The organism is Iodidimonas nitroreducens, from assembly GCA_000710935.1.
Lineage (GTDB): Bacteria > Pseudomonadota > Alphaproteobacteria > Sphingomonadales > Rhodothalassiaceae > Iodidimonas > Iodidimonas nitroreducens.
Genome location: BAYV01000011.1, coordinates 57,596 through 82,449 on the forward strand (window position 1 = coordinate 57,596; position 24,854 = coordinate 82,449).

The 24,854-nt window shown below is 57.5% G+C and carries 20 protein-coding genes; 19 read left to right on the forward strand and 1 reads right to left on the reverse strand.

Annotated features, from left to right (window positions below):
* The first annotated feature begins 25 nt into the window (after positions 1-25).
* From AQ1_RS05130 to AQ1_RS05210, 17 genes are all read left to right on the forward strand, one after another.
* A complete protein-coding gene (locus tag AQ1_RS05130) occupies positions 26-2,677 on the forward strand; it encodes a TonB-dependent receptor domain-containing protein (RefSeq protein ID WP_042084905.1) in 2,652 nt (883 codons plus the stop codon).
* A gap of 17 nt (positions 2,678-2,694) precedes the next feature.
* Complete coding sequence (locus AQ1_RS05135; protein WP_042084908.1) at positions 2,695-3,570, forward strand: type II secretion system protein N; 876 nt, start codon at positions 2,695-2,697, stop codon at positions 3,568-3,570.
* Between the two features lie 50 nt (positions 3,571-3,620).
* Complete coding sequence (gene gspD, locus AQ1_RS05140; protein ID WP_161760439.1) at positions 3,621-5,666, forward strand: type II secretion system secretin GspD; 2,046 nt, start codon at positions 3,621-3,623, stop codon at positions 5,664-5,666.
* Positions 5,647-7,206: a type II secretion system ATPase GspE gene (gene gspE, locus AQ1_RS05145; protein ID WP_081837097.1), complete on the forward strand. Its 1,560-nt coding sequence runs from the start codon at positions 5,647-5,649 to the stop codon at positions 7,204-7,206. Before gspD ends, gspE begins: the two co-directional genes overlap by 20 nt.
* Positions 7,193-8,452: a type II secretion system inner membrane protein GspF gene (gspF, locus tag AQ1_RS05150; protein WP_042084910.1), complete on the forward strand. Its 1,260-nt coding sequence runs from the start codon at positions 7,193-7,195 to the stop codon at positions 8,450-8,452. The genes gspE and gspF overlap by 14 nt, the downstream gene beginning before the upstream one ends.
* A 10-nt stretch (positions 8,453-8,462) precedes the next feature.
* Positions 8,463-8,918 carry a type II secretion system major pseudopilin GspG gene (gspG, locus tag AQ1_RS05155; protein ID WP_042085079.1) on the forward strand — a complete coding sequence of 152 codons (456 nt, stop codon included), beginning with the start codon at positions 8,463-8,465 and terminating at the stop codon, positions 8,916-8,918.
* A gap of 3 nt (positions 8,919-8,921) precedes the next feature.
* Positions 8,922-9,440: a GspH/FimT family pseudopilin gene (locus AQ1_RS14425; protein WP_052370985.1), complete on the forward strand. Its 519-nt coding sequence runs from the start codon at positions 8,922-8,924 to the stop codon at positions 9,438-9,440.
* Complete coding sequence (gene gspI / locus AQ1_RS05165; RefSeq protein ID WP_052370988.1) at positions 9,437-9,838, forward strand: type II secretion system minor pseudopilin GspI; 402 nt, start codon at positions 9,437-9,439, stop codon at positions 9,836-9,838. The genes AQ1_RS14425 and gspI overlap by 4 nt, the downstream gene beginning before the upstream one ends.
* Before the next feature lie 20 nt (positions 9,839-9,858).
* Positions 9,859-10,515 carry a type II secretion system minor pseudopilin GspJ gene (gene gspJ, locus AQ1_RS05170; protein WP_042084912.1) on the forward strand — a complete coding sequence of 219 codons (657 nt, stop codon included), beginning with the start codon at positions 9,859-9,861 and terminating at the stop codon, positions 10,513-10,515.
* A 2-nt stretch (positions 10,516-10,517) separates the two neighbouring features.
* Entirely contained in the window at positions 10,518-11,510 is a 993-nt protein-coding gene (gspK, locus tag AQ1_RS14430) for a type II secretion system minor pseudopilin GspK (RefSeq protein ID WP_052370990.1), read from the forward strand.
* Positions 11,507-12,805: a type II secretion system protein GspL gene (gspL, locus tag AQ1_RS05180; protein WP_042084914.1), complete on the forward strand. Its 1,299-nt coding sequence runs from the start codon at positions 11,507-11,509 to the stop codon at positions 12,803-12,805. The genes gspK and gspL overlap by 4 nt, the downstream gene beginning before the upstream one ends.
* Complete coding sequence (gspM, locus tag AQ1_RS05185) at positions 12,802-13,302, forward strand: type II secretion system protein GspM (protein ID WP_042084916.1); 501 nt, start codon at positions 12,802-12,804, stop codon at positions 13,300-13,302. Before gspL ends, gspM begins: the two co-directional genes overlap by 4 nt.
* Positions 13,302-14,087 (forward strand): type II secretion system protein N, encoded by a 786-nt coding sequence (gspN, locus tag AQ1_RS05190; protein WP_042084918.1) that lies wholly within the window; start codon positions 13,302-13,304, stop codon positions 14,085-14,087. Before gspM ends, gspN begins: the two co-directional genes overlap by 1 nt.
* A gap of 5 nt (positions 14,088-14,092) precedes the next feature.
* Positions 14,093-14,653: a hypothetical protein gene (locus AQ1_RS05195; RefSeq protein ID WP_150007096.1), complete on the forward strand. Its 561-nt coding sequence runs from the start codon at positions 14,093-14,095 to the stop codon at positions 14,651-14,653.
* A 55-nt stretch (positions 14,654-14,708) separates the two neighbouring features.
* Entirely contained in the window at positions 14,709-15,263 is a 555-nt protein-coding gene (locus AQ1_RS05200; protein ID WP_042084920.1) for a hypothetical protein, read from the forward strand.
* Positions 15,264-15,461: 198 nt separating this feature from the next.
* Complete coding sequence (locus tag AQ1_RS05205) at positions 15,462-15,866, forward strand: c-type cytochrome (RefSeq protein ID WP_042084922.1); 405 nt, start codon at positions 15,462-15,464, stop codon at positions 15,864-15,866.
* Between the two features lie 374 nt (positions 15,867-16,240).
* Positions 16,241-19,021 carry a TonB-dependent receptor gene (locus AQ1_RS05210; protein ID WP_042085090.1) on the forward strand — a complete coding sequence of 927 codons (2,781 nt, stop codon included), beginning with the start codon at positions 16,241-16,243 and terminating at the stop codon, positions 19,019-19,021.
* Positions 19,022-19,113: 92 nt separating this feature from the next.
* Here AQ1_RS05210 and AQ1_RS05215 read toward each other — a convergent pair whose 3' ends face one another.
* Positions 19,114-21,339, reverse strand: a complete 2,226-nt coding sequence (locus tag AQ1_RS05215; RefSeq protein WP_462687106.1) for an alpha-galactosidase — start codon at positions 21,337-21,339, stop codon at positions 19,114-19,116.
* 189 nt (positions 21,340-21,528) lie between these two features.
* Here AQ1_RS05215 and AQ1_RS05220 point away from each other — a divergent pair, with 189 nt between their 5' ends.
* Both AQ1_RS05220 and AQ1_RS05225 read left to right on the forward strand, forming a co-directional pair.
* Positions 21,529-23,496, forward strand: a complete 1,968-nt coding sequence (locus AQ1_RS05220; RefSeq protein WP_042084923.1) for a beta-galactosidase — start codon at positions 21,529-21,531, stop codon at positions 23,494-23,496.
* A complete protein-coding gene (locus AQ1_RS05225) occupies positions 23,496-24,842 on the forward strand; it encodes an alpha/beta hydrolase family protein (RefSeq protein ID WP_042084925.1) in 1,347 nt (448 codons plus the stop codon). The genes AQ1_RS05220 and AQ1_RS05225 overlap by 1 nt, the downstream gene beginning before the upstream one ends.
* Positions 24,843-24,854: the final 12 nt, after the last annotated feature.

The following is a 24,854-nucleotide window of genomic DNA, read 5'->3' on the forward strand; positions in this document are numbered from 1 at the left end:
GGCCCAAAAGGCTTAGGGGAATTTCATGTCAGCCGCCCATATCAATCGCCTGCAGCTTTTGCTTGGCACTGCTTTTTCCACGCTTTCTCTGGGCCTTGGTGCCGGGGATGCGGTGGCGCAAGCCGAGCCCGATATTGAAGAAATTGTTGTTTCCGGGAAATATATCCCCGATGAAAAGCGCGCCACATCCGAAGTATCGAGCCTAATTGATGCGGAAGATTTCGCCTTGTCTGGCGATAGCGATGCCGCCGCCGCTCTGCGCCGCGTTACGGGCCTGTCTCTGGTGGGGGATGGCTTTGTTTTCGTTCGCGGCCTTGGCGAGCGCTATTCAAAAGCCCTTTTGAATGGGGCGGAACTGCCCAGCCCGCAGCCGCTGGAACGGGTGGTGCCCCTTGATGTTTTTCCAGCCGGTTTTCTGGAAAGTGTGCTGGTACAAAAAACCCATTCATCGCAATATCCCTCGGAATTTGGCGGCGGTGTGGTGGCCTTGCGGACCAAGGGCCTGCCGGATGAAAATTTCATCAGTTTTGGTGTCTCATCAGGCTTTGATCTGGCCAGTAGCCTTGATGATGGCCTGTCGGTTGAAGGCAGCGGATTTGATATCTCGGGCGTTGATACGGGCGGACGTCAACTCCCCAATATTCTGCGGGATCTGCCTATTGGGGCGCTCAATTCCCTTGGCGGTGCCGAATTGGAAGCGGCCAGTGAATCTTTGCCGCAAAATCGTTATTCCATCGATAGCGAAACCAATGCCCCCAATGTGGCGGTTAATTTCTCTTTGGGCCAGCGTTATGAAATTGGCGATGAGGCGGAATTGGGCATCATCGCAGCGGCAAATTATGATAGCGAATTTCAAAATAAATTCGGCATCCGGCGCAGTGTAACAGTGCAGGGGGCCGATGGCAGCCTGGGCTTTAACGAAGATTTTTCGCCGGAAGTGTGCGAACGTCAGGAATTTGAAGGCGGCGGCGATGATTGCGGCTTTCGCTCTACGGAATGGGAAATCAAGCTCAATGGTTTGCTCACCGTGGGTCTGAAGCTCAATGATAATCACAGCTTTAAATATGATACTTTGATCCTGCGGAAAACAACCCGGGAAGCGGCCATCGAAAAAGGCGAGGCGGCGGATGATCCGGGCACTCTTGTGGCCGATAATCGCACTGAATGGGTGGAAGAGCAGCTTTGGATGAATTTGCTTTCAGGCGAGCATTTCTTCTCGTTTTTTGACAATCCTGTGCTGCAGGATACCAAGATCGATTGGCGCATGGCCTATTCTGAAGGCCGCCGGACTGCACCCCTGCGCCGCACATTCCGCTTTGAATTTACCGAATTTGATCAAACCTTCCGCCTGCCCACCGGCGCTTCATCGAATGTTTCAAGCTTTGGGGCTTTGGATGATGAAGTCTATGATCTGGGCTTTAATGGTCGGCAAAGCCTGACGCTTTGGGGTCGCGCGGTCGATCTCAATTTCGGGATGAGCTATTTCGATCAGCAGCGCACATCCGTGTTTCGTCGGTTCAGCTTTAATCTCAGCGGCTTGGGGCCTTTGCTCGATCTGCGCACGCAAATCCCCGAATTGATCTTTGCGCCGGAAAATATCGGCCCCGGGCAGATTCGGTTGATCGAATCAACACGGCAATCCGATGTTTCGGATGGCAGCTTTGAAAATTGGCAGGGCTTTGCCGGTTTTGATGCGCAAATTCTGGATACAGTGCGGCTGGCCGCCGGTGTGCGGGTGGAAAATTCCCTGCAAATCACCGAAACGGTGTTTACGCCCATTCCCGGCAGCCCCATCAGCCTGCCCAATGGAAGCCCTATCGAAACCCGGCTGGATAATGATTCGCTGCTGCCTTCGGCAACGCTTACCTGGGAATTTGCCAATAATATGCAGCTTCGTGGGGCTTTCAGCCAAACATTGGGCCGCCCCTCTTTGCGCGAATTGTCGTCATCGACTTTTCTTGATCCCGAACGCGATCGCGATGTGATCGGCAATCCCTTTCTGGGGATTACGGAATTCGATAATTATGATGTGCGCTGGGAATGGTATTTCGGCAATGGTGAACAGATCACTTTGGGCGGCTTTTATAAAAGCCTTGATAATCCCATTGAACGCACTTTTGTCTTTCTGGCCGATGAACCGGTGCGCACCTTCATCAATGCCGATAGTGCCGATTTATGGGGCATTGAACTGGAAGTGGAAAAGCTGATCCCGCTGGCCCAATGGTTTGATGGCGATTTTTTCCAGAACAGAGACTTCTTTTTCAAAGGCAATGCCACTTTCATCGATGCGGAAAGTCGACTTGATCCCGATTTTGCCAATGGGGCGCAAACCAATCTTGAACGCCGCCTGACCGGTCAATCCAAATGGCTGGGCAATGCCCAATTGGGCTGGCAAACACTTGATCTTGATGAACGGCTTGCGATCAATGTCAATTATACCGGTAAGCGGATCACCGATATCGGGATTTCCGGTGCCCCTGATTTGTTTGAAGATCCGCCGGTCATGGTCAATCTGACCTATGCCCGGGATCTGGAAATCTTTGGTGGCTTGTGGACCTTCAGCTTCGAGGCGGATAATCTTTTAGGCGAAGATTTCCGGCTGGTGCAGGGGGGGCTTGATGTTGAAGCTTTTCGCCTTGGGCGCGAGATTTCCATTGGTGCTTCGGTGCGCTTTTGATGGCAGCCTTCGCCTTTATGGATAAGCCCGGGTTAAGGGCCGAAGGGGCCGTGCGGATCGCTATTATGGCTTTGCAGATCGCGGCTGTGATCATGCTGGCCTGGCTGTTCGTGCGGCTTTTTTGGGCCCTGGTCGCGCCGCTTTCCATCAGCCCTTCGGCCCCCGTCTCGGCACTTTTGCCCATGCGGGCGCCGCCGCCTTTGGCCCGGCCTTTAAAGCTTGAAATCCTTCAAAGCTATGATCCATTTGAACGTCGGCAAAATGATGCTCCGCAGGCCGAAAGCCCGGCGGATTTGCCCCAAACCAGCCTTGATCTGAAGCTTTATGGGGTGCGGGTTGCCCTTGATCCCCATGATGCCGAACAGCGGGCCACGGCGATCATCCGCACGCCCGATCATCGCCAACAGGTGTATCGTCAGGGCGATCGGCTGATTAATGGGGTGCGCCTTTCCAAGATTCTTCCTGACCATGTGATCATCGACCGTGGAGGCGCCCGGGAAAGCCTTTATCTGACCGATAGAAAACGCCCTGCGGCAGAAAAGTTTTCTGTGCCCGAAATCAGCGATCAGCCGCCCAAAGCTGTGGATCAGCAGGCTGAGATGCTTGATTTGGAAGGGCTTTTGCAATCCGTTCAGATCAGCCCCCGGATCGAGAATGGAACGATCAGCGGATTGATCATGAAAGAACGGGGCACTGCAACAATCCTGCAATCAAATGGTCTTATTTCAGGGGATGTGCTGCTCTCTGTTGATGGCGTGCCGATGACCTCGGTCGCCAATCTGCAAAGGCTGGCGCAATCGATAAGCGGCACAAAAACCGTGACCCTTGAAATCGAGCGTGAAGGGGAGCGGCAAACCATCAGCATGCGCTCGGTGAGTAAGCCACGGGAATGACATCAAGACCACAGAGCGGGGAGACAAGGCGTAGGTCCGGGCGCTTTGGCTTGACTGCCGGGATTTTGGCCTATGCGGTCACACTATCCGGTTTTGGGGCCAGCACCAGCATAGGGGGATGGGCCCTTCTGGCGGTGTTCGGCCTTTCTGATGTGGCCATGGCGCAGGATAATCCCCAAGGTCTGGCTGCGGGGCGGGCCCGGGCAGAGGGGCAGGTGCTTAATTTTCGCGATGCCGATATTCGCGCCTTCATCGAAGATGTGTCGATGATGACCGGGCGGGCCTTTATCGTGGGGCCTCGGGTCACGGGAAAGGTCACGGTGATTTCTGAAGAGCCAGTGAGCCCCGCTGCGGTCTTTGATGTGTTTTTATCCACCTTGCAGGTGCATGGCTTTACCGTGACCCCCACCGCATCCGGGGCCTATAAAATCATTGAAGAAAGCCGCGCCGCCCAGCAGGCGCAGCCGCTTGGGCCTGAAGCTCAAGGGAAAGAAGATCGTTTCGTAACCGAAATTTTCCGCCTTCGCCGTGTCGATGGCCCCATGGCCATGCGTTCGGTGCAGCCGATCATCAGTGCGGATGGCCGGGCGATTGCCCAAGCGGGCAGCGATTTTCTGATCCTTGTGGATTATGCCTCGAATATGGATCGTTTGCGCCGGATCATCGCGCAGATCGATGCCGATCAATCGATCACCCGCACGATGGAATTGAAAAATATCTCATCCACTGAAATGGCCGGGATTTTGAATGAGCTTCTGGGTAAAAGCCGCAATGCCGAACCCGGCAGCGGCGGTGCAGCGCCCCGGGTGGTGCCGGTTGTGGCCAGCAATACATTGGTTTTGCGCGGCGAGCCAAAGGCGCTGGCAGATTTGATGGAAACCATCGAAGATATCGACGGCAAAAGTGCGGCGCGCAGTTCGATCCGGGTTTTTTATCTCAAACATGCCGAAGCCGCCGAGCTTGTGAGCCTGCTGCAGGAGGTCTCGCAATCGCTGGCGACATCAGGGGGAGAGGCGGCGGCGGGGCCACGGCGTGCCAGCATTGCCATGCATGAAGAAACCAATGCCCTGATCATCAGTGCCGAGCCCGATATGCTGCTTGCTTTGGAACAGGTGATCAATCAGCTTGATATTCGCCGGGCACAGGTGCTGGTCGAGGCGATCATTGTCGAAGTGTCGGATAATGCGGCCCGGGATCTGGGCCTGCAATATGTTCTGGGGGGTGGTTCGGGCAGCAATATCCCTTTCACTGCAACCAATTTTTCCAATACCGCGCCCGATATTCTGGCCGCCACCGGGGCGATTGCCGTGGGGGAGCAAACCAGCGGCGATAGTGATCTCCTTGATGGCCTGCAGCAGGCGGCGATCAGCTCTTTGCTCGGCGTTGGCGGTTTTGCCGCAGGCATTGGCGGGCTGACCAATAATGGCACTTTATTCGGGGTTATTCTCACGGCGCTGGCCGAAGATGTGCAATCCAATGTACTCTCAACCCCGCATATCATGACCATGGATAATGAATTGGCCAATATTTCGGTGGGTCAGGAAGTGCCGATCACCACGGGCGAAGTGGTGGGGGCGGATCTGGTCAATCCCTTTCGCACGGTTGAGCGCAAGGATGTGGGGGTGCAATTGGAAGTGCGCCCGCAGATCACCGAAGGCAATACGGTGCGGCTGGTCATCCGTCAGGAAGTATCGAGCATTTTAGGGCCGGTGAGCGCGGCCTCATCGGAACTGATCTTTAATAAGCGCGAAATTACCACCACGGTGATGGTGGATGATGGCGAGATCATCGTTTTGGGTGGGCTGATCGAGGATGATGAGCGGGTATCCCTGCAAAAAGTGCCTTTTTTGGGGGATATCCCCGGCATCGGGCGCCTGTTTCGCTCTGAAAGCCGATCGCGCGCCAAAACCAATTTGATGGTGTTTATCCGGCCCACCATCGTGCGCGATAAAAAGACCGCCGCCAGCGTGACGGATCGCAAATATGATTATATCCGCGCGGAACAGATGCTGCGCTCGGATGGTGGCGAAGCCCGGCTTGATAGCTATCTGAATAAGGTTTTGGGAGCAGGCCCCGATGACCAACCCCAACCCTGAGATCGTAACGCCGGATGCCTTTGATGCAGCGGCGGAGGAAAGCCGGGAGGAACAGGCCCCGCGCCTGAGCTATGGCTTTGCCCGGGCCCATGATGTGGTGCTGCTTGATTATGGGACAAAGGCGGTTTTGGGGGCGCGCGCACCCCTGGGCGGCCATGCTTTGCTGGAAGCCCGGCGGGTTTTGCGCCGTCCGCTGCGCGTGGATAGTTTGGACGGTGCGGATTTTGACCGGCTGCTGTCGGAACGCTATTCCCTAGAGGGCATGGCCGGGGATGATCTGGCATCCGGGGAAGGGGATCATGATCTCGATAGCCTGATCGATGATATTCCCCAAAGCGCCGATCTTTTGGATAGCGCCGATGATGCCCCGATCATTCGGCTGATCAATGGGTTGATCGCGCAGGCTGTGCGGCGGCGGGCCTCGGATATTCATATAGCCCCCTTCGAGCCGGCGCTTTTGATCAGCTTTCGGATCGATGGCATTTTGCATGAGGCCCTGCGCCTGCCGCCGCGTTTGGCGCCACGGCTGATTTCGCGGATCAAGGTGATGGCCCGGCTCGATATTACCGAAAAGCGCATTCCCCTTGATGGTCGGGTGTCTTTGAGTTTGGGCGGCAAAAGCATCGATGTGCGGGTGTCGACTTTGCCCTCGCGCCATGGGGAGCGGGTGGTGATGCGCTTGCTTGATAAGGATCAGGCGCATTTCCATCTTGATGCTTTGGGCATGAGCCGCCGAGCCCTTGCCGATTTGCAGCAGGCATTGGCCCAGCCCAATGGCATCATTTTGGTGACCGGGCCCACCGGATCGGGCAAAACCACCACCCTTTATGCGGGCCTGAGCCAGTTGAATGATGGCAGCCGCAATATTCTCACCATTGAAGATCCGGTGGAATATGCCCTTGATGGGGTGGGGCAAACACAGGTGAACAGCCGCGTGGGGATGAGCTTTGCCGCTGGTCTCAGGGCGATTTTGCGCCAGGACCCCGATGTGGTGATGGTGGGTGAAATCCGCGATGTGGAAACGGCCCAGATTGCGGTTCAGGCCAGCCTTACCGGGCATCTGGTGCTTTCAACCGTGCATACCAATTCGGCGGTGGCGGCCATCACCCGCCTGCGTGATATGGGGGTGGAGCCTTTTTTGCTGGCCTCGACCGTGAAGGCGATCATCGCCCAAAGGCTGGTGCGGCGTTTATGCAGCCATTGCAAAGAGGCTTATGCCCCCGATCCGGCGGAACGGCGGATTTTGGGCCTTGATGCGGCAGCCCCTGCGCCGCTGCTCTATCGCCCCAAGGGCTGCGACAGGTGCAATCACAGCGGCCACGAGGGGCGGATCGGGCTATATGAACTGGTCACCATCGAAGATCAGCTGCGGCAGATGATCCATGACAATGCGACCGAAGATGCGCTGGCCGAGGTGGCCTTCATGAAGCGCCAGACATTGCTGCAAAGCGGGCTTGATCATTGCCTCGATGGGGCCTGCAGCCTCACCGAGCTTTTGCGGGTGTGTCAGCCAAAAGGAGCAACGGATGCCAGCCTTTGATTATGAAGCGCTGGATGCCAGAGGCAAAAGCCGGAAGGGCATCATCACCGCCGATAGCCCCCGGCAGGCGCGGCTTGATCTGCGTGCCAGAAAGCTGATGCCGGTGGCCCTTGGTCTGGCCCAAGGGGGCATGGGCAGCGCCGGGCAGGGGGCAGAGGCCGAAAGCACGGCCAAGAGCAGGATGAGAAACAAGATGGGGCCAAAGGGCTCCCTGAATCAGAAGCAATTAAGCCTTGTGACCCGCCAATTGGCAACCCTGCTCGATGCCGGTGCGCCGGTGGATGAAGCCCTGCAATCCATTGCTATGCAGGCCGATCATCGGGCGGTGCGGCGGATTTTGCTGGCGGTGCGGGCCGATGTGATGGAGGGCCGCCGCTTATCGCAGGCGATGGCCCGGCATCCCGGCAGTTTCAATCCGCTTTATCGGGCTTTGGTCGATGCCGGGGAAACATCGGGGGCTTTGGGCACGGTTTTGCTCAGGCTTTCGGTGCATCTTGAAAAATCCCGGGCGATGCGCACCAAAATCGTCACCGCCCTGATCTATCCCATCATGCTCGCGATCACGGCGGTGGTTGTGATCATCGCCCTGATGACCTTTGTGGTGCCAAAGGTTGTGGATCAATTCGACCATCTGGGCCAAAGCCTGCCAGCCCTTACGCTTTTCATGATCAGCCTGTCGGATATCATCCGGGATCATGGGCTTATGATTTTGCTTGGTCTTGGCGGGGTTGGGGGGGCGGTGCGCCTATCCTTGCGCCGGGAAGCCGTGGCGCGCCGGGTGAGCATCTGGCTTTTGGCGATGCCCATATTGGGGCGGCTGATCCGCGCCGTGGAAGGGGCGCGCTTGGCCCGCACCTTGGCCACCCTGGTGGCTTCGGGGGTGCCGGTGGTGGAATCCCTTGAAAGTGCGCGGCCGGTTTTGCGGTCGATGCCATTGCAGGACGCTTTGGGGCAGGTAATCACGCAGGTGCGCGAGGGCAGCGCTTTGGCGCAGGCGCTGCGGCGGCTGGCGGTTTTCCCGCCTTTGATCGTTTATATGTCGGCGGTGGGGGAGCGTTCGGGGCAATTGCCGCAGATGCTGGAAAAGGCGGCGGATTATCTGGAAAGCGAATTTGAACAGGCAACCCAGATCACGCTGGGCCTTTTGGAACCGGCGATCATTATCATCATGGGGGCGATGGTTGCGCTGATCGTGCTGTCGATCCTGCTGCCGATTTTGCAATTAAACAGTTTAAGCCTGTTATAAGGAGATGACCATGACCGCTCATGCTGCACAGTCCCGCCATCCGCGTGCGGATCATCAGGCGGGCTTCACCCTTGTCGAACTGATGGTGGTGATCGTGATCATCGGCCTTTTGGCAACGGTGGTGGTGATCAATGTTTTGCCAAGCCAGGATCGGGCGATGGTGGATAAGGCGCGCACGGATATCGCCACCCTTGAGCAGGCGATTGAAATGTACCGATTGGATAATCTCGCCTACCCCAGCACGGAACAGGGGCTGGAAGCCCTGCTCAGCGCCCCCGGGGGGCTAAATCGCCCGGAACGCTATCGCACCGGCGGCTATATCAAACGCCTGCCGGCCGATCCCTGGGGGAATGCCTATCTGTATCTTTATCCCGGGGAGCGATCCACATTCGACGTGTTTTCCCATGGTGCCGATGGTCGGCCGGGCGGCGAGGGGCAGAATGCGGATCTGGGCAACTGGAATTGAGCCATGGCCGATTGTCGCCCCTTTGGCCCGCAATGCGGCCTCAGCCTGATTGAATTGATGCTGGTCCTTTTCGTGGTGGGATTGTCATCGGTCGTGGTCGTGTTCAGCCTTCCCCCCGCCACCCCCGATGTGGAGAAGAATGCGCAGGCTTTGACCCGCTCCCTGGAGATGGCCGGGCAGATGGCGATTTTAGGCGGGCAAAGCATCGGCATTTTGATCGATCCCGATGGCTATGGTTTTTATCGCCGCCACGAAGGCCGCTGGCAGGCTTTTGAAAGCCGATCTTTGGGCGGCGGAGCGCATCGCCCCTGGCCCCATAAACAGGCGGAGGATGTCACCCTTTCCATTGAACGCAATGGCCGGCCCCTTGCCCTTGATAGCCGGGAACCGCAGATTTTTTTCGATAGCACCGGGCAGGCGAGCCAGGCCCGGATCATGCTGGCGAGCCAAAATATGCAGGCAGAGATCGGGATCGAGGCCAATGGCCATATCGCCCTTGATCTGCAAAGGCGCAATCCATGAACGGGAAAGGCGGCATGGCGGGCTTCACCCTGATCGAGGTGATGGTGGCTTTGGGGGTTTTTGCCCTTGCGGTGCTGGCGCTTTTATCGGCGCAAACCCAAAGCCTCGTTACATCCGGGGGGGTGCGGGATCGGGCTTTGGCCCAGATCGTGGCGGAAAATCAGATGGTTTTATGGATGAGCCAGCCGCAATTATCCGGCCCGGGGATTGATCAGGGCCGGATCGAGGAAGCCGGGATGTTGTGGATCTGGACCGGGCGGATCATCGCCACCGCCGATCCTGCCATCAGCCGGATCGAGATCGATGTGCGGCGCGTTGAGGAAAGCAGGGTCGCCCCGGATCAGGGCAGCGGGGATGTTCTGGCCAGCCTCACGGCATTTCGCAGGGCAAGCCCATGATCAAGGCGAGCCCCATAAAAATGACAGGCGATGATCAAGGGCGGCGGGCAACCGGCGGCTTTACCCTTGTTGAGGTGCTGCTGGCGGTGGCGATCTTCGCGGTGATTGCCGCTGCAGGGGCCGGGGTGCTGGCGGTGGCGGTGGATGGTCGGGGGCAAATGGCCGATCTGGCGGATGATCTCGATCGCCTCAATAAAGCCCGGGCCTTGATGAAATCGGATTTCGCGCAGATCGCCCGTCGCCCGGTGCGCGATGCCATGGGCAATCGCCAGCCTTTTGTTTTTTATGGCAATGATCAAAGCGGCGCGGATCAACCCCTGCTGATCCTGACCCGGCATGGCTGGGATAATCCCGATGCCCTTTTGCCACGCGGCGGATTGCAATGGGTGGATTATCGGCTGCAGGATGGGGTGCTGATCCGCCGGGCCTGCCTTTATCCGGATCGGGTGCCCGAAACCCCCTGTTTTGATCAGCCTCTGCTTTTGGGTATTGAAAGCCTTTCCTTGCGTTTTCGGGTGGGGGATCAATGGCTTGATCGCTATGAGCTGCGCAGCGGGGGCAATGCCGCCATCGCTGGCGGCAATCTGGTGATGCTCCCCCGGGCATTAGAGATCATCACCAAAAGCCAAAGCCTGGGGTCTTTGCGGCAGCTTTTCCTGCTTCCCGGAGGGCCATGAGGATGAGGGTGTACGATCCCGATCCCCGCCAAAAGGGTGCGGCTTTGCTCAGCGTTCTGGTGCTGGTGGCGTTATTATCGGCCATGGCGGTGGTGATGCTGGCGGATGGGCGCGCGGCCATAGAAAAGCTGGCTTTGCTGCGGCAATCCGATCAGGCCTTCTGGTATGCCTTGGGGGCCGAGGAACTGGCCGCAGCGGTGATCACCCAAAGCCATCGGATCAGCCCGGATCGCGATAGCCTTCAAAGCCCCTGGGCGCAGGGCGAACAGATCTTTCCCATCACTGGCGGGCTTATCAGGGGGAGGATCATCGATGGCGGGAATTGTTTTAATATCAATGGATTGGTCAGCGATATGGGGGGGCGGCTGGTGATCGACTCCCTAGCTGCCGAAGAATTGGCCCGGCTTTTGGATCACCTTGATGTGGATGAGGCACAGGCCGCCCGGCTGATCGCCCGCTTTGGCGATTGGATCGATAGCGATCAGCGCGTTTCCCCACGCGGGGCCGAGGATTTTGCCTATGGGGGGAAGAATATCGGCTATAGAACCGCCGATAGCCTGATGGTCGAGGGCATGGAAATGCGGGCTGTGGAGGGGATGGATGCGGGGCTTTATCAAACCCTGCGCGATTGGCTCTGTGTTTTGCCCATGGCCGGGCCATCGGTGATCAATATCAATACTTTGGGCCCCAGCCAATGGCCGCTGCTGGCGATGATTTTCGGGGATCGCTTCACCGAAAGCCAGCTTCGCGGGCTGATTCTTGATCGCCCCGAAGGCGGCTATCGCGGGCAGGGCAGCTTTTTGGCGCAGCCCCTGTTCGGATCGATGGTTATCCCCAGCGAGATGCAGCAGCGCATCGGGGTAAAAACCCGATTTTTCGTGATCAGATCAACCATTTTACTGGATAGCCGCAGCCTTGTTATTCAAACGCTTTTTGAAAAGGCAGCCAATGGGCGGCTGACCCGCCATCGTCGGCAGATCGGACAGGATCTATGACCAGAACGCTTTTGATCCGCCTTCCCGCATTGCCGGATGATCCTTTGGATTGGATCGTCTTGTCTGATGCGCCACTGTCCGAGAGTCTCGCAAACGAAGAACGGGCAAACGAAGATCTGGCAAAAGCGGCGGCCGCGGCAGATCGGATCATCGCGCTGGTGCCGGGCAGTGATGTGGCCTCACGGTTCATGGCCTTGCCCCCGGCCCGGTTTTCGCAGATGCAAGCCGCAGCAGCCATCGCCCTTGATGATGATCTGGCCCATGATCATGAACGGCTGCATGTGGCGCTGGCCCCCGCCGATCAGCCCTCGATGGCGGGCGATGGGCCATCCCGGCGTTTGGTTCTGGCGCTTTCGGATCGGCTGATGGCGGGGTGGATCGCGCGCCTGCATGATTGCGGCGTGACCCCGCATCTGATGCTGCCTGATTATCTGGCGCTGGCATCGGGGCAATCGGAAAAAGAAGTGCAGATTTTTGCCGATGGTCAGATGATGATCGTCGCCTTGGGGCCCGATGATGGCTTTGCGATTGAAGCCGAGCATCTGATCCCGGTGTTAAAAACGCATTCCTGGCGGGCGGCGATGCTGGCCCATGGGGGCGGCGGCCATCTGCGTCTATATGTGGATGATCGGGCAGGCGAGCAGGCGGGTGCGGGGGCGAAACTGGCCCGGGATCTCGCCGATTTATTGCCGGATGCTTGGGAAATCGACCATGCGCCTACGCCGCCATCTTTGCTTGATCATCTGCGAAAACGCGGTGTTGAGGGGGCGGCGGCCAATTTATTGCAGGGGCCTTATCGGCGGGCTTCGGCCTTTCTGCCTGATATGCGGGCCTTGCGGCTTTTGGCGGGGCTTTTGGCGCTGGTATTTTTCGGCCATGGGCTGTGGCTTTATCTGGATGGCCAGCGCTATGCGGCGGAAGCCGATGCCGCTTTTGCGCGGGCCGAGGCGGTTTTTTCCCATGCCATGCCCGATCAGAAGCGGATCATCAATCCCCGGGCGCAATTGGATCAGGAACGCAGCCGCCTGATGGCGGCGGGGGGCGGGGCCGGTTTCCTGCGTCTTGCGGGTCTTTTGGTGGATGCCCTTGCCCAAAAGCCGGGCCTGCAATTGGTGATGATGCGCTATGATCATGAAAGCGAAAGCCTTCATTGCGATCTGGTTTATCAGGGCTTTGATGATCTGGAAGCCTTGAAGGCCGCCATCGAGGCGGGCGGTGGGGTGCTCGAAGATGGCGGGGTGCGCCAATCGGGGGATCGGATCGAGGGCAGCGTGGTGATAAGGATGGCCTCATGAAAAGCTGGTGGATGGATTTGAGCGGTCGGGAACGCAGGCTTTTGCAGGGTGCGGCTTTGATTCTCCTGATCCTTGGGGGCTGGCAATTTATCCTGCGGCCTTTGCTGGATTATCGGGCCGAGCAGATGGCGGTGCGCCAAAGCGCTTTAACCACTCTTGAGGAGATCGAAGGGCTGGCCGCCGATGTGCTGGCCTTGCGCGCCCGTCAAAAATCCATGGCCCCTTTGGCGGGCAAGGGCAATGCGACGGCGGATCCGGTGCGCAGCATCATCAGCCGCACGGCCAGCGAAAAGGGCCTGTCGATGACCCGCCTGATGCCAGAAGAGGATGGCGGGGTTACGATCTGGTTCGATCAGATTTCATCGCCGCAGCTTTTTAGCTGGATTGCCGATTTGCAAACAGAACATGGGATCAGGGTGATGCGGGCCAGCCTGTCTGATAATCGCGAACAGGCAGGCATCCGGGCGCAGATCCGCCTGCAAAAAGGGGCGTTTTGATGAAAGGACGTTTGATCCTTTTGTTCGTGCTGGCCGCCTTGGTTTTATGGATCGCCACGCTGCCCGCTTCGCTTGTTTGGCGGAGCTTTGGGGATCGGTTGATGGCCACCAATGGGGTGGGGGTGAGGCTGGTTGATGGCACGCTGTGGTCGGGCACATTGGATGGGCTGAGCCTTGATGGCCGCCTGCTGGGGGATTTTGGCTATCGCCTTGATGGCTGGGCTTTATGGCGGGGCAAGGCGGATATGGACTGGCAGCTTGCGGGCGGCGATCTGACGGGCCAGGGGCGCGCGGTGATGGGTCTGTTTGGGGGTGCTTTGGATATTGAGGGGGCGCTAGAGGGCGAGCTTGTCGGATTACCCCTGCGCCTGCCGCTTTTGGGGCGGTTTACCGCTGACATTGATGATCTGCGGTTCGTGCCCGGGGAAGGCTGCCGCGCGGCTTCCGGCACATTATGGAGTGATGCCCTCAGCCGCAGCCAATCGCTGCTCGGCTGGGTGGGGCCTGAATTGGACGGACGCCTTTTATGCCGCGATAAGATTGTGCATTTGCCCCTTAGCGGGCAGGATGCACAGATCAGGATCGAGGCTTTGATGCGGATATTCCCCGATCAGCATTGGCAGGTGGATATGGTGGTTGAAATGCGTGACCAGGCGCCCGATGAAGCTTTGGCCGGGCTTTTGCCGATGCTCGGCTTTCGCGCCGATGGCCGCCGCTATCTCTTTCAGCAGGCAAGCCCCGGTGCCCCATTGGTGCCGCTTTCCCTTGGCAGAAAGGACGGCTGATGATTATGTGCCATTATATTGTTGGTCTTATGTTGCGGCTGGGGCGGGTGGTGTTTTTGTTGCTGGGGGCGGGGCTTTTATTGGCCGCCTGCACAACGGGTTCGCCATCCGCGCCTTTATCCCCCAGAGCATCAAACCCGGCAGCGTCTATCTGGGATGATGAGGGCCTGCACAGAATCGGGCGGCTGCCCTCCCAAGACCTGCCGGCGGGCACCTGCGGGCTGTTTCTCTTTTCCAAAACCCCCGAACCGGCGCTGGTTTTTTATGAAAATTCCGCATCCGCCGCAGCCTTGATGCGCATCGATGGGGCGCTGATGACAATCCCCCGGATTGCGGCCGAGGGGGATGTGGAAGCCGGATATTTTACCCGTCAGATTTTTGCCACGGCGGATGGCGCTTTGCGGCTTCAACTGAGCTTTGAAACTGAGATCAGCGAGCAGATCATCGGTGGTGCGCTGGTCCCTAAAGGCACGCTGCGCCTGAGCGGCCTCGATGGCTGGGACCAGATGCGGCCGGTGGGCGGGTTGATCGCTTGCCGACAGGCGGATGCGCCTGCTAAGAACTGAAGCCATGCATGAAAGGCGGTTGTCTTTCAATGAAAGTGAATAATGCAAGGATTTTATGATGCGCCTCAAAATGGGATTCGCCCTTCTTTTTTGCCTGTTTGCGATGCCATTGGCGGCGCAGGATCTGGAAACATCATCGGCAACGCGGTTCATTGAAAGCCTGCCAGAGGTGATCCGTTTGGGTGAAGATTTACAGGAAAGCGGCTTGGCTGAAGGTTTTCAAAATGCCCTGAAGCCCAGCGCCGAGCATGGCTTTTCCCCCTATCAGCGGGGCACGGATTGGATGAAGACGGCCGCCCCCGAAAGCTACCAGAAAATGAAGGATGTGGCCGCCGATCATGGTTTTTCCGATGTGGATGAATGGGCCAAAGTTGGCGATCAGGTGATGGGCGCTTTCATGGCCATGGAAATGCAAAATATTCCCGATGAAAGCCGGGCCATGGCCGAACAGATGACCCCGGACATGCTGGCGCAGATGCCCCAAGCGGTGCGCGAACAGATCGAAGGCATGAAGATCATGCTGGCAGCGATCAAGGATGTCCCGGAACAAAATATCGAAACGGTGCGGCCCTTAGTGCCGGATCTGAAGGCGGTTCTGGGCGGGCAATAAGCCAAAACATGATGGCGAGGGATGAAGCGGAGCAGGGCGCGACAATAGACCGCCCTTTTCGATCTCCTCATTCATGCCATATCTGTTTTATAGGCTATGATAAACGGTCTTTCATGTCCGGTAAGATCATTGGCCGGGATCATGGCTCATGTGTTGTAAAGACCAGGCAGCTATAAAAGGAGAGTGGATGTGCCAAGGATGCGTTTATTATCGGCGATCTTAGCGGTTTTAGGTTTTGGGGCTTTGGGCGCGGGCGTTTCTGCCTTGCCTGTGATGGCTCAGGAAGCAGGCAATGCCGATGAGGGGGCGAAGATTTTCCGCCGCTGCCAGGCTTGCCATACGGTCACCGAAGGCCAGCATCGCGTGGGCCCCTCGCTCTATGGCGTGGTGGGCCGTCAATCGGCTACGGCTGAGGGCTTTCCCCGCTATTCCGATGCCATGAAAGCATCCGATATCACATGGACGGAGGAAAACATCTCGAAATATCTGGAAAATCCGCGGGCGTTTATTCCCGGGAATATCATGGCCTTTCCCGGTCTGCGGAAGGAACAGGATCGCTTGGATGTCATAGCTTTTTTAGAGCGTGCCGCCGAAGCGGAGTAAGCGACCGGATTAAGCGGCCGGCCTATGCTTTGGCCGCGAGCCGTCTTCTGACTGTGTGAAAAAATCCTACATGTGTCCAAGCTTTTGAGGGCCCAAAGATCACCGCCATCTGGCGCGCCGGTCTTTGGGTCTTTTTCATTTTGACTAAAAATTGCTTATTTACAATAACTTGCAAATTTAACCCTTATAAAGCGCAGAATGCTGAAAAGGGGTATGTGCCAGCTTGACTAAAGATATTTAATATCATAAGTCATATAAATAAACGGGTGAAAAGGATTGCCCGTTCGATCAGGGCCCGGATGCGTCTGTGCAAGAAAAAGCACAATAAAAACAAGCACCCGTGCCCATTTGGATTTTTTGGGAGGGAGAATGAGATGACACATAAGGCCCCGGATGCGCCCTGTTCCCGGCGTTTCTTCACATCCATGACCAGCCGTTTTGCGCTGTTGTCTATGCTGGCTTCGGCCCCGGTGCTGGCGCAGGACGCGGGCACATCAGGCGAAGATGAACCTTTTGAAATCGATGAGATCGTCGTTACCGGGATTCGCGGCAGCTTGAACCGGGCGATGGATATCAAGCGCAATTCTGATCGGATCGTTGATTCCATTTCATCAGAAAATCTTGGCAAATTCCCGGATTCGAATGTGGCCGAATCCCTTCAGCGGATTTCCGGGGTTTCCATTGATCGGTCCGGCGGCGAAGGCCAGTTCGTCACCGTGCGCGGCTTTGGGCCGTCGTTCAATACGGTGCTGGTGAATGGCCGCACCTTTGCCACCGAAAATCAGGGGCGGGAATTCAGCTTTGATCTTTTGGCCGCCGATCTGATCACCGGCGCCGATGTTTATAAAAGCTCGGTCGCCACCACCCAAACCGGGGCTTTGGGGGCTACCATCAATGTGAAAACGGCCCGGCCCCTTGATATTGGCGGCTTCAAATTCGTGGCCAGCGCCAAGGGCATGTATGAAGAGCTGTCGGAAAGGGTGCAGCCTCAGGGTTTTGCCTTTATCAGCGATACCTTCATGGATGATCGTCTGGGCCTTTTGCTTTCGGTTTCCCATCAATCGCGCGATGCCCAGATCGATTCTGTGGAAACCCGTGGCTTCAATCCCAATAGCAGCCTGCCACAGGCCGGGCTTGAAGGGGTGTTTGTGCCGCAAAATTTCGATCAGATCACCAATTTTGAAAATCGGGATCGCACCGGGGTCACCGGGGTGATCGAATATAAGGCAACAGACCGGCTGCATTTCACGGTGGATGCCCTGTGGAATCGCTTCAAGGTGAAAAGCAATGCGGCCTCTATCGGCCATTGGTTCACCGCCGATCAGATTTTGGATGCCGAGATTGACAGCAATCGCACGGTCACCAATCTCACGCATTCTGAAAATGGGGCCACTGATTTCATCAGCCGCACCTTTAATCGGCCCACTAAGATCAAGGCCCTTGGCTTCAATGCCGATTGGCAGCTCAATGATATGATCAATCTGGTGTTTGATAGTTCATGGTCGCGCGCCACTTCCAATAATGGCGGCAATGATAGCTTTGCGGTGATCGGCTTTAATAATGGTGTCAGCTTCAGCAATGATGGCACAACCGATCTGCCTTCGGTGACCGGCCTGCCCGCCAATCTGCAGGATCCATCCATTGGCCGGGCCCATATCGCCATTCGCGAGGGATGGGATGTGACCGATGAGATTTTTGAAAACCGCCTCGATAGTGCATGGGAAGTGGATGGCGAGCATCTCAAGCGATTGAAGATCGGTGCCTATTATGCGGATCGCACCAAAACCAACGAGCTTGTGCGGACCGATCCCAATACCCTGTGCCTGTTTTGCGGCTATTTCGTGGATGTGCCGGATTCGATCCTTCGGCCTTTTGAAAATAGCGGCTTTCTGGCCGGATTTTCTGGCGATATTCCCCGCGCGTTTCAAACCTTCGATCCTGATGATCTTTTTGCCTTCCTCGAATCTCCCGAAGCCGCCACAGCCCGGGATACGCTGTTGAATCTGGCGCCCGGCACCACCGCATCCCTGATCGGACCCAATGGATTTTCCGCACAGGTGCAGCCCGATAGCTTTCGGGTGAATGAAATCGTCGCCGATGCCTATATCGAAGCGGATATCGAGGGCGAAGTGGGTGGCCTGCCATGGTTTGTGAATTTGGGCGCGCGCTATACCCACACCAATCTCACTGCAACCGGTTCGCAGCTCACTTTGAATGATCTGCGCACGGTTTTTGGCGATGAAACAATTTTCCAAGGCGTGTTTGCGGGCGGGGTGGAAACGGTTCGGCAGTCCAATTCCTATGATAAATTCCTGCCCAGCCTGAATGCCAAGATCGAATTCACCGACGAGATCATCGGGCGCTTTGCGGCTTCGAAAACCGTGACCCGGCCGCAATTGACCGATCTCGCCCCCCGGGTGAATTTCGATGTGCTGCGCCCGGGCAATCTGATTGCCAGCGGCGGCAATCCCGATCTGAAGCCCTTTACATCGGATAATTTCGATCTGTCTTTTGAATATTATTATGCGCCGGGCGGCTATTTCACCGTTGCCCTGTATTATAAGCAGATCGACGATTTCATCGTCTCGACTTTGGCGGTGGAAGATTTCCCGGTGGATAATGCCGATAATATCTTCCCCGGTGGCCTGGCTCCGTTCAATGTGCGGCGGCCACGCAATTTTGAAAGCGCGAATGTGCGCGGTGTTGAAATTGCCTTCCAGCATCTGTTCGATTATCTGCCCGGTGTGCTGAGCGGCTTTGGGGTGACGGCGAACGCCACGTTTGTTGCCAGCAATGCCGATGTGGATCAGGGCAGTATCAACCAGACCTTTGCCCTTGAAGGGCTAGGCAATTCGCAGAATTTCATTCTGTTCTATGATAAGGGCGGCTTTGAAAGCCGGATTGCCTATAATCGCCGGGGCGAATTCCTCCAAACCGTTTCCAATCCGGTGGGGGGTGATCCGATTTTCGTCAAAACCTTCGATCAGATCGATGCCCGGGCAAGCTTTGCCATCACGCCCAATGTTTCGGTTTTTGTGGAAGGCATCAATATCACCAATGAAAAAGTGTTCAAAACCGGACGTTTTGACAATCAGCTTTTGCAGGTGGTGAATACCGGTGCGCGCTATGCCTTTGGGGTGCGTACGGAATTCTGACCCTGAGGGATGGGGTTGTTCCCATCCCTGATTGAACCGGCCGGGGCCCCACCCCGGTCGGTTTTTTTATCAGGGGGCGGCCCAAATGGGCTTCAGATCGCCTGCAGATGCAGGATCAAAAGGCTGTGGGGCATCATCCGGGGCGGCAAAAGGCCCGATTGCATCAAAACCGCGCCCGATGCGGTGATCCCGCCGTCAAATAATTCGGCCCAGAAAGCACTGTTGCCGGGGTCGGGATTTTGCGGCCATAGGGCGCGCATCTGATAAGTGCGATGGGGTTCCAGACCAGAAAAGCGGATTTTGGGCGGCAGGCTTGTAGGGGCGAGGCTGCTGGCAGCGAGATCATGGCCAAGATGGGCGATGCTGACCAGCGCCTGCCCGCCACCATCTTCGATCATGGCAAAGGCATCAAAGGGGGCGGGGCTATCAAAGCGCACCAATTGGCCGGAATGGATCAGCCCGCGCGTGCGTTTATAAAGCGCGATGGCCTGGGCCAGAATGGCTTTATCGGAGGGTGTTTCCTGCCGCAGATCGGCTTCGATCCCCATATGCCCAAACAGCGCCACCGCCGCCCGGGTTTCCATGGGGAAAGCCCGTTTGGTAATGTGGCACAGATGCGGCCCCACATGCGCCCCCATGATTTCGGGCGGAAAAAACAGCGAAAATCCGCGTTGGATGGCCAGCCGGTCCATGGCGTCATTGCTGTCGGATGTCCAGATGCGATCGGCGCGGGCCAGAATGCCATAATCGGCGCGGCCTCCCCCCGATGCGCAGCTTTCGATCTCGACCTTGGGATGGGCCGCGCGCAGGCGATCCAAAAGGGCATAAAGGGCATGGATCTGCCGCTCCATCACCGGTTCACCCATTGCCCCGCCGGGATGAAGATTATCGCGGTTCATATCCCATTTCAAATAGGCGATGGGATAGGTTTTCAAAAGATCATCAAGCCGGGAAAACAGCATTGCGCTCACCTCCCCGTGGCTGAGATCAAGGCAAAGCTGATGGCGGTAGGGGATGGGATCGGCCCCTGATGCTGCCAGCACCCAATCGGGATGGGCGCGAAAAAGATCGCTATCGGGATTGACCATTTCCGGCTCGACCCACAGCCCGAAATCCATGCCCTTTTCGTGCACATGATCGATCAGGGGCCCGAGGCCATCGGGATAGATTGCGGGATCGACGAACCAATCCCCCAATCCTGCCCGATCATGGCGCCGGCCTAAAAACCAGCCATCATCAAGCACGAAGCGCTCCGCCCCCACCGCTGCCGCTTCATCGGCCAATTGGCATAAGGTTTTAAGATCATGCTGGAAATAGACCGCTTCCCAGCTATTATAATGAACCTTGCGCGGCATGTTTTTAAGGCCGGGCGATAAAAGGCTGTGGCGCACAAAATGATGGAAATGTGCGCTCAGCCCGTTCAGGCCCTGATCGCTGATGCTGATGAACACATCGGGGCTTTGATAATGCTCGCCCGGTGCAAGGCGAATTTCGCCGGGCAGGAACAAAGACCCTGCCTGTAGATAGCATCGGCCATCGGGCAATTGCCCATGGATGAGGCGGTGATGACCGCTCCATCCCAAATGAAGGGCAAGGGCCGATCCGCGATGATAATCAGTGCTGCTTTCCTTCAAAATCAGCGCCGGGAAGCTGTCATGAGATGTGCGCCCCCGGCGGTTTTCCCGCACGAACTGGCCCATGAAGCCTTTGGTTTCGCGCATTTGAAATTCGCCCGCCCAGCGCCCCTCGAACGATAGAATCTGATCGAGATGATCGGGGACCGGGATGGTGATCGCAGCACAATGATCGATGATTAAAGGCTCGGGCTCGGCGGATTGATTGCACACTTCCGTTGAGGCTTTCAAAACATCGCCGATCATCGCCAGCCGATGGATGATCATGATCCCTAATCGCGGATCGGATGCGGTGATCATGAGGGCCTGGCCGCCCGCGATTTCATCGGTTTTGATCCTGTCCCAGCGGGGATTGAAATCCCAGCCACACCCCCCCTGATGCAGGCTGATCGCCGGAGCGCCCAGCCAGCCCGCGGCAGTGGTGGGGCTGAGGGAGAGCGGGGCATCGATGGCCGGGCCGCCGGGCACTTCATAGCGTTCATCAAAATGGGCCAGCATGGCGGGGGTGGTTTCGGCGGAGAGATGCCGGCCCAGATAAAGCAGCGCCGGCAGACTGCCCCGCAGATCGATGATGGCGCTGAGATGATCGCCCTTCAGCACATGGAAAGCAGGGCGATTTTTTTCGGGCTTCAGGGCGCGCCGTGCATCCAATGGCTGGTCAGATCGCTTTTTGCTGGTCATCATGATCCTCATCTGGGGCAAAGCTTAGAAAATGGGGTGGAAAAACTTTACAGCATCGGAAGCCGCCAGCCTTGCATCCTTATAAAATCTTATTAATATGATCAATAGGCAGCGATCTAAAAATAAAGCCTGCCATATAATCAGAACAAAGGATTGGCAGCATAAGCCGATCTTGATGAAAGGGGAGGGGGAATGCTTGGCGTTTGTTATTATCCTGAACATTGGTCGCCCGCTTTATGGCCCGATGATGCCAGGCGCATGGCCGATCTGGGCCTGAAGATGGTGCGAATCGGGGAATTTGCCTGGTCGCGATTAGAGCCAAAGCCCGGAGCATGGCAGATCGATTGGCTGGATCAGGCGATTGAAACCCTTGCCAATGCCGGATTGAAGATCGTGATCGGCACCCCCACCGCCACGCCGCCGAAATGGCTTATCGATGCGCATCCCGATATTTTGCCGGTCGATCCCCATACGGGCCGGGTGCGGGGCTTTGGATCGCGGCGTCATTATGATTTTTCAAGCCGCCTTTATCGCGATCTGGCGGCAGGCATCAGTGAAAAGCTCGCCCGGCATTATGGCGGGCATAAAGCGGTGATCGGCTGGCAAACCGATAATGAGCTCTGTTGCCATGAGACGGCGCTGTCCATCTCGCCACAGGCGGTGGTGGCTTTTCGCGATTGGTGCAGGGCGCGCTACGGCACCATCGCCGCCCTCAATGAAGCCTGGGGAAATGTATTCTGGTCGATGGAATACAATGATTTCAGCGAGATCGAAGCCCCCTATGGCGCGGTCACGGAAACCGCCCCGGCGCATCGCCTGGCTTTTCGCCGCTTCACATCCGATCAGGTGGCCTTGTGGCATCGCGCGATGATCGCGGCCATCCGCCCCCATGCGGGGGATCAGTTCATCACCCATAATTTCATCCCCATGGCGGAAACCGGGGTGGATAATTTTGCTCTCGCCCGGGGGCTCGATTTTGCATCCTATGATAATTATCCTTTGGGGCGCACCGATCTGGTGCTGGCCGATGCGGGGGCGGAGGAATTTCAGCGTTTCATGCGCACCGGCCATCCCGATCTGGGGGCCTGGACCTTCGATCAAAGCCGCTGCCTCACACCCTCTCGCCAATTCTGGGTGATGGAACAGCAGCCCGGGCCGGTAAACTGGGCCCGGCACAATCCCCGCCCGGCTTCGGGCATGGTGCGGCTCTGGACATTGGAAGCCTTTGCCCACGGGGCCACATGCGTCAGTTATTTTCGCTGGCGCCAAGCCCCTTTTGCGCAGGAACAGATGCATGCCGGGCTTTTGCGGCCCGATCATAGCGAGGCGGAAGCCTGGCCCGAAATCAAGGCTGTTGAGGCCGAAATCAGGCAGTTGAAACTGGCCGATCTGCCTGCCCCAAAGCCAAAGATTGCAATGATCGTTTCGGCCCCATCACAATGGGTGACCGAGATCGAGCGCCAAGGCGACAGCTATGATCATGAAAGCCTGATGCGGCAATATTACACGGCCTTCCGGTCTTTGGGGCTGGATGTGGATATCGTGAGCACAGAGGATGATCTGACAGGCTATCGGCTCATCTGTGCGCCGGTTTTATCGATCATCAGCGAAGCCGAGGTGGAGGCTTTGCAAAAAAGCGGGGCGACGCTGGTTTTCGGCCCCCGCAGCGGGGGGAAAACGGCGGATTGTGCGATCCCCGAAGGATTGGCCCCCGGGGCCTTGCGGGCCTTGTTGCCGATCAGGATTTTGATGGCGGAAACCCTGCGCCCCGGCTGCGGTGGCAGCCTCCTATGGCAGGGGAAACATTATAGCGCCCGGGCGTGGCGCGATCATGTGGATCCCGGCCCGGCTGAATGCCTTGCCCGCTTTGATGATGGCAGCCCGGCGCTGGTGCAGTCGGGGCAGGCCTATTATCTGGCGGGCCTCACTGATGCGCCATTCCTGCGCGATTTTTTCCGCCATTTATGCGCCTTGCCCGGCCTTGATCTGCCGACGCTCGATTTGCCTGATGATCTGCGGATCAGCCGCCGGGGTGGGCTGGTTTTTGCCTTTAACTACGCCGCCAAAGCTCAGCCGGCCCCGGCCCCCGATGGGGCGGATTTCGTGCTGGGTTCGGCGATGATCCCCGCCCATGATGTTGCTATTTGGAAGGATATCTGATGATCCGTCTCGTTTTATTGGCCTGTGCCGCCCTTGTGATCAGCCCTTTTGCGGCGGGGGCCTTTCCACCCTCTGATGCCCCGGAACTGGCGGCACGGGGCGATTATGCGGTGGGTTATTCCGGCTTGACACTGGTCAATCCCGATCAGCCTGATCCCCAAAGCGGCGGGCGCGCCGATCGCTCCCTTGATCTCGCCATCTGGTATCCCGCAAAAGCCCTGCCCGATCAGAAGCAGGAGATCACCTATCGCAGCCCCACCCCCTTTACCCCCACCATCGATCCTGCCGATCTGCCTGCGGAAATCACAAGGCAGGGCCGGGCGATCTTGGATGGCGAACCGGTGCGGGGCGAAGCGTTTCCGCTTTTGGTGGTGTCGCATGGCTATCAGAACTGGACCAGCCTTTATAGCTGGCTGGGGGAAGCGATGGCATCGAAAGGCTATGTGGTGGTGGCCATTGCGCATCGCGATATTTTGCCGGTCAACGCCATGGTGCAGCAATTATCATTCGCCACCACCGTGGCCCATCGCAGCCGGGATCAGCGCTTTGTGATCACGGCCTTACAAGAATTAGCGGCGGATGGCGAAAGCCCGTGGCATGATCTTTATGATCCCCAAAAGATCGCCCTTTTGGGCTATTCCATGGGGGGCTTTGGGGCGATCACCACCGCCGGTGCGGGCTATGATCCGGCCTCATTGGTGATGCAATCCATGCCCAAGGATATCATGCAGGGCCTGTTGGAAGATGATGCCCCGCCGCCGCCCGCAGGGGTGAAGGCGCTGGTGGCTTTTGCCCCCTGGGGCTATCAGCCGCCTTTTTCATCCTGGCGGCCTGAAGCGCTCGCCCGGATCACCCTGCCCAGCCTGTTCATCGATGGGGATCTTGATGATGTATCCGATTATGCCAAGGGCGTGCGCCCCTTATGGCAGGCGATGACCGGCTCGGATCGCTATCTTTTGAGCTTTCAAAATGCCCGGCATAATATCGCGGTCAATGATGCGCCCCCGGAATTGAAGGATTATTTCCAGTTTCGCGAAAGATTGGAAGAGCCGGTTTGGCGCACGGATCGAATCCTCGCCATCAACATTCATATGATCACCGCTTTTCTTGATTGGACCTTGAAGGGCGATGATGCGGCCCGCAGCTATCTCGATGTGCCCACGCCTCTGGCTCAGGATGGGGTTTGGCCGATTGGTCAGGGCGAGCAGGTGGGCGCGGCATTGGCTGATGAGGCCGGGGCGAGCGCGGGCTATTGGCGGGGCTTTCATCGGCGCTGGGCGGTGGGGTTGCAGCTTGAACATCTGCTCCCTTCAGCGGATGGGGCAGCGAACGTGACAGGGGATTGAGATCGTGGAGGA

Bases quoted from the DNA above. Each gene is read 5' to 3' on its own strand.
- AQ1_RS05200 (WP_042084920.1), top strand. From the start codon at position 14,709: ATGATGCGCCTCAAAATGGGATTCGCCCTTCTTTTTTGCCTGTTTGCG.
- AQ1_RS05195 (WP_150007096.1), top strand. From the start codon at position 14,093: ATGTGCCATTATATTGTTGGTCTTATGTTGCGGCTGGGGCGGGTGGTG.
- gspF (WP_042084910.1), top strand. From the start codon at position 7,193: ATGCCAGCCTTTGATTATGAAGCGCTGGATGCCAGAGGCAAAAGCCGG.
- gspE (WP_081837097.1), top strand. From the start codon at position 5,647: ATGACCAACCCCAACCCTGAGATCGTAACGCCGGATGCCTTTGATGCA.
- gspL (WP_042084914.1), top strand. From the start codon at position 11,507: ATGACCAGAACGCTTTTGATCCGCCTTCCCGCATTGCCGGATGATCCT.
- AQ1_RS14425 (WP_052370985.1), top strand. From the start codon at position 8,922: ATGGCCGATTGTCGCCCCTTTGGCCCGCAATGCGGCCTCAGCCTGATT.
- AQ1_RS05205 (WP_042084922.1), top strand. From the start codon at position 15,462: ATGCGTTTATTATCGGCGATCTTAGCGGTTTTAGGTTTTGGGGCTTTG.
- gspN (WP_042084918.1), top strand. From the start codon at position 13,302: ATGAAAGGACGTTTGATCCTTTTGTTCGTGCTGGCCGCCTTGGTTTTA.
- AQ1_RS05210 (WP_042085090.1), top strand. From the start codon at position 16,241: ATGACACATAAGGCCCCGGATGCGCCCTGTTCCCGGCGTTTCTTCACA.
- AQ1_RS05130 (WP_042084905.1), top strand. From the start codon at position 26: ATGTCAGCCGCCCATATCAATCGCCTGCAGCTTTTGCTTGGCACTGCT.
- gspG (WP_042085079.1), top strand. From the start codon at position 8,463: ATGACCGCTCATGCTGCACAGTCCCGCCATCCGCGTGCGGATCATCAG.
- gspJ (WP_042084912.1), top strand. From the start codon at position 9,859: ATGACAGGCGATGATCAAGGGCGGCGGGCAACCGGCGGCTTTACCCTT.
- AQ1_RS05220 (WP_042084923.1), top strand. From the start codon at position 21,529: ATGCTTGGCGTTTGTTATTATCCTGAACATTGGTCGCCCGCTTTATGG.
- AQ1_RS05225 (WP_042084925.1), top strand. From the start codon at position 23,496: ATGATCCGTCTCGTTTTATTGGCCTGTGCCGCCCTTGTGATCAGCCCT.
- gspI (WP_052370988.1), top strand. From the start codon at position 9,437: ATGAACGGGAAAGGCGGCATGGCGGGCTTCACCCTGATCGAGGTGATG.
- gspM (WP_042084916.1), top strand. From the start codon at position 12,802: ATGAAAAGCTGGTGGATGGATTTGAGCGGTCGGGAACGCAGGCTTTTG.
- AQ1_RS05215 (WP_462687106.1), bottom strand. From the start codon at position 21,339: ATGATGACCAGCAAAAAGCGATCTGACCAGCCATTGGATGCACGGCGC.
- AQ1_RS05135 (WP_042084908.1), top strand. From the start codon at position 2,695: ATGGATAAGCCCGGGTTAAGGGCCGAAGGGGCCGTGCGGATCGCTATT.
- gspK (WP_052370990.1), top strand. From the start codon at position 10,518: ATGAGGGTGTACGATCCCGATCCCCGCCAAAAGGGTGCGGCTTTGCTC.